The sequence below is a fragment of the Microbacterium sp. zg.Y909 genome (genome assembly GCF_024626565.1).
In genome coordinates this window covers 1-3,362 of sequence record NZ_JANJFJ010000443.1, presented here as the reverse complement: position 1 = coordinate 3,362, position 3,362 = coordinate 1, and the positions used below count along the sequence as shown (strand labels likewise).

The following is a 3,362-nucleotide window of genomic DNA, read 5'->3' as shown; positions in this document are numbered from 1 at the left end:
AGGGCGTCGGGTTCGCTCTGCGCGGCACGCAGGTGCTGCGCGGCCTCACGCACAACCGCCAGGCCACGTCGCTGTTCCAGCGCATCGTGCATCCGATCTCGACGCGCCGCAGCGCCATAGCCGCCGTGGGCGACGAGTTCCAGCGGCTGCTGCCGGCGGGTCAGCAGCTGATGACCCGGATGCCGCAGGCCACGATCCCGCAGAAGTTCACCCGGGAGTGGCTGGAACTCTCGGGACGCCAGGTCGAGCAGTTCCGCGCCATCATGCCGCAGGCGCAGCTGGGCGCGAATGGACTGCGCGCCTCGTTCGTCGAGGGGATGGGGCACGGGGCCGAGCGGGTCTTCCGCGGTGCGGAGATGTTCGGTTCGGGCCTGGACATCACCAGCCTCGGGCTCACCACCCTCGAGAACCTGCCGGCTTCGGCCATCGAATCGGTGCCCTACCTCGACGACGTCGCATCAGGCTGGACGTCGGCGAAGGAGTCCCTCACCGGCGCGGTTCCGACAAACTGGCAGCCGGGCGTGCGCTGAGATGACACCGGAGCGACGCGACCGCCTCGAGCGGATGTCCAAGCCGCTGGCGCTGCTGACAGCCGGGGCTGTGATCGTGTGCGACCTGGTGCCCTTCGTGGTGCTCACGGTGGCCGCGCTCATCGTCGGGGCGACCACCGGCGAGCAGCCCGCGCACAACGGCTTCGCCCCCGACGGGGCGTTCCCCGCCTTCGACCCGCAGCTGTGGCTGACGTGGGGGCCGGTGTTCTGCCTGGCGGCCTGGATCCTCGTCACCTTCCCCGTACCGCTGTCCCGCCCCGGGATCTTCGGTCGCGGCATGCAGCTGGGCTTCGCGCTGCTGGCGATCCTCGCGACGGCGCCGCGCGTGCTGGGCTTCCACAATGCCCCCGGCATCGCCGACGCGGCATCCCTCGCCGTCTTCCCGGCGCTGGCGGGCCTTGCGGCCCTCGTGCTGGCGCGGATGGTGCTCGGCGCCCTGGGTGCGCTGCCCCGATCCTGGCGGCAGTACCTCGACGCCGCGGGCAACCGCGTGCGACCCGCGCCGCTGGACGCGCGCCGCCCGCCACTGGCGGAGGTGCCGCAGTGACCGCCGCCGCAGGAGTCTCGTACCGCGTCGTGCTGCCTCCCGGCTGGCTGCTGCTGCCGGTGCGCGACCGCTCCGACGACGAACTGCGCCGGCTCATCACCGACCAGTACGCGCACCTCCCGCGGGACAGCGCCGGCCCCTACATCGGGCGCCTCGCCGATGCCATCGTCGACGGCGCGCGGCAGGCGCGCGAGCTCGACGTCATCGACATCCTGCTGCCCCTGGGCACGGCGTGGCAGGCGCCGGTGTCGACCTCCATCGCCATCGCCATCGGGCGCGACGACGACGCCGAGCCGGCGGGTGAGGTCGTCGAAACCTCTGCGGGCGCCGCGTGGCGGGTACAGACCGAGCGACCCGCGCAGGCGCTGCGGCGCGTGGAGTACGTCTGGCGGGTGCCGGATGCCACCGGGCTGCTGCTCGTGGCATCGTTCTCGATCGTCGGCGACGACGATCCCGAACTGCAGCCCATCGTCGACGCGCTCACCGGGCTGTGCGACGCCCTCGTGGCCACCGTGCGCTGGGACGCCGACCAACCTGCGACCGCGGAGGCACCGGCATGACGCTGCTCATCGACTGGGACCGGGAGCGCTGGCTGTACGTGCCGACCGCCTTCCCGTGGCATGTCTACCCCGATGAGGACGCCTGGGTCGACACGATCACGTGCGCCTTCGGCCGCGCCGGCTGGACCGACGACGAGACCGGGTGGCTCGGAGACTATCTACGCGGCCTGCGCGCCAACAACCAGGCCGGCGCGCACCGGTTCGCCTGGCTGGTCGACCCGCGCACGCTGCTGGTGTCGGTGGACGTGTTCGACCTGCCGCCGGACCCCTCGGCGACGCTGCACGACCTCACCGGATCGGGCGGCACCGACTCCGACGCGCGCGAGCCACTCGTGGTCGACATCGTCGCGGCGGGTCTCGGCCCCGGGGCACGCGTCGAGCGCGTGCTGCGCGTGCCCCGTGCGACCGCCGAGAGCCTCGGCCCGCCGCAGGATGAACTGCTCGCGATGGTGTTCTGGGTGTTCCGCTCCGCCAAGGCCGACGTGGTCGTGACCGTCAGCCACAGCGAGCCGGCGATGATCGCCGCGGTGCTCCCCGAGATCGAGCAGCTCGTCGACACCATCTCGCTCGCCGACTAGGGCGCGACGATGGGCGGTCGACGCGTGAGTGCTCACTCGGGGGCGTGAGTACTCACGCGGCGGCGTGAATACCCACTCGCGAGTGCTGATAGGGTCAAACCGACCGGGCGGTATGCTCCGGTGAGACCCGTCGCGCAAGGAGGCGCCATGCAGAGGTTCGAGGGCACCGTCTCTCTGATCACGGGGGCGAGCCGCGGCATCGGGTTCGCGATCGCCGAGCGCCTGGTCGCCGAAGGCGGATCGGTGGTCATCACCGGCCGCCACCCCGACACCCTCGCCGAAGCGGTGGCGACACTCGGCCCGAAGGCCACGTCGGTCACGGGCCACGCCGACGATCCCGCTCACCGCGCCGAGGTCTTCGCGCACGTGGCCCACACCCACGGGCGGCTGGACCACCTCGTCAACAACACCGGCATCAACCCGGTCTACGGACCGGTGCTCGACATCGACCCCGCCGCCGCGCGCAAGATCCTCGAGGTCAACGTGATCGGCGCCCTGGAATGGACCCGCGACGCCGTGGCCGCCGGGCTTTCCCGCTCGGTCGTCAACGTCGCGTCGGTCGCGGGGGTGGCCGCGAGCCCCGGCATCGCGTTCTACGGCATCTCGAAGGCGGCACTGATCAACCTGACGATGCAGCTGGCCGACGAGCTCGCCCCCGGCCTGCGGGTCAACGCCGTCGCCCCTGCCGTGGTCAAGACGCGCTTCGCCCGCGCCCTGTACGAGGGTCGCGAAGACGAGGCCTCCGCCGCCTACCCGCTGCGGCGGCTCGGCGAGCCCGCCGACATCGCCGGCCCGGTCGCCTTCCTGCTCTCGGGGGACGCGGCCTGGGTCACCGGCCAGACCCTGCTCATCGACGGCGGCGCGTCGGTGCGCCCCATCGGTTGAGAGAGGATGAACGCATGAAGCAGACCAATGTCGCCGACGCCGTCACGCGGGCCGCCGTCGACCTCTTCGCCGTGCAGGGCTACGCCAACACCAGCGTGCAGCAGATCGTCGAGGCCGCCGGTGTCACCAAGGGCGCGATGTACCACTACTTCGAGTCGAAGGACGATCTGCTCTTCGGCATCTACGACCGGCTGCTGACCCTGCAGAAGGCGCGGCTCGACGAGATCGTCGCCCGAGGAGG

6 protein-coding genes are annotated in these 3,362 nt (G+C 71.8%); all 6 read left to right on the top strand.

Annotation, left to right across the window (positions count from 1 at the left end; translation table 11 throughout):
- The coding region (locus tag NQ160_RS20995) for a hypothetical protein (RefSeq protein ID WP_257517021.1) at window positions 1-530 on the top strand (530 nt) is incomplete at its 5' end.
- Window positions 531-564: 34 nt separating this feature from the next.
- Window positions 565-1,098, top strand: a complete 534-nt coding sequence (locus NQ160_RS20990; RefSeq protein ID WP_257517020.1) for a hypothetical protein — start codon at window positions 565-567, stop codon at window positions 1,096-1,098.
- Window positions 1,095-1,658, top strand: coding sequence for a hypothetical protein (locus tag NQ160_RS20985; protein WP_257517019.1), 564 nt, complete (start codon window positions 1,095-1,097; stop codon window positions 1,656-1,658). The genes NQ160_RS20990 and NQ160_RS20985 overlap by 4 nt, the downstream gene beginning before the upstream one ends.
- Window positions 1,655-2,236: a hypothetical protein gene (locus NQ160_RS20980; RefSeq protein ID WP_257517018.1), complete on the top strand. Its 582-nt coding sequence runs from the start codon at window positions 1,655-1,657 to the stop codon at window positions 2,234-2,236. Before NQ160_RS20985 ends, NQ160_RS20980 begins: the two co-directional genes overlap by 4 nt.
- A gap of 147 nt (window positions 2,237-2,383) precedes the next feature.
- Entirely contained in the window at window positions 2,384-3,121 is a 738-nt protein-coding gene (locus NQ160_RS20975) for an SDR family oxidoreductase (protein WP_257517017.1), read from the top strand.
- 14 nt (window positions 3,122-3,135) lie between these two features.
- A partial coding sequence (locus tag NQ160_RS20970; protein ID WP_257517016.1) for a TetR/AcrR family transcriptional regulator occupies window positions 3,136-3,362 on the top strand: 227 nt, incomplete at its 3' end.

What these genes read in the sequence shown, in the direction of transcription:
- NQ160_RS20990 (WP_257517020.1), top strand. Translation starts at nt 565, where the DNA reads ATGTCCAAGCCGCTGGCGCTGCTGACAGCCGGGGCTGTGATCGTGTGC.
- NQ160_RS20980 (WP_257517018.1), top strand. Translation starts at nt 1,655, where the DNA reads ATGACGCTGCTCATCGACTGGGACCGGGAGCGCTGGCTGTACGTGCCG.
- NQ160_RS20975 (WP_257517017.1), top strand. Translation starts at nt 2,384, where the DNA reads ATGCAGAGGTTCGAGGGCACCGTCTCTCTGATCACGGGGGCGAGCCGC.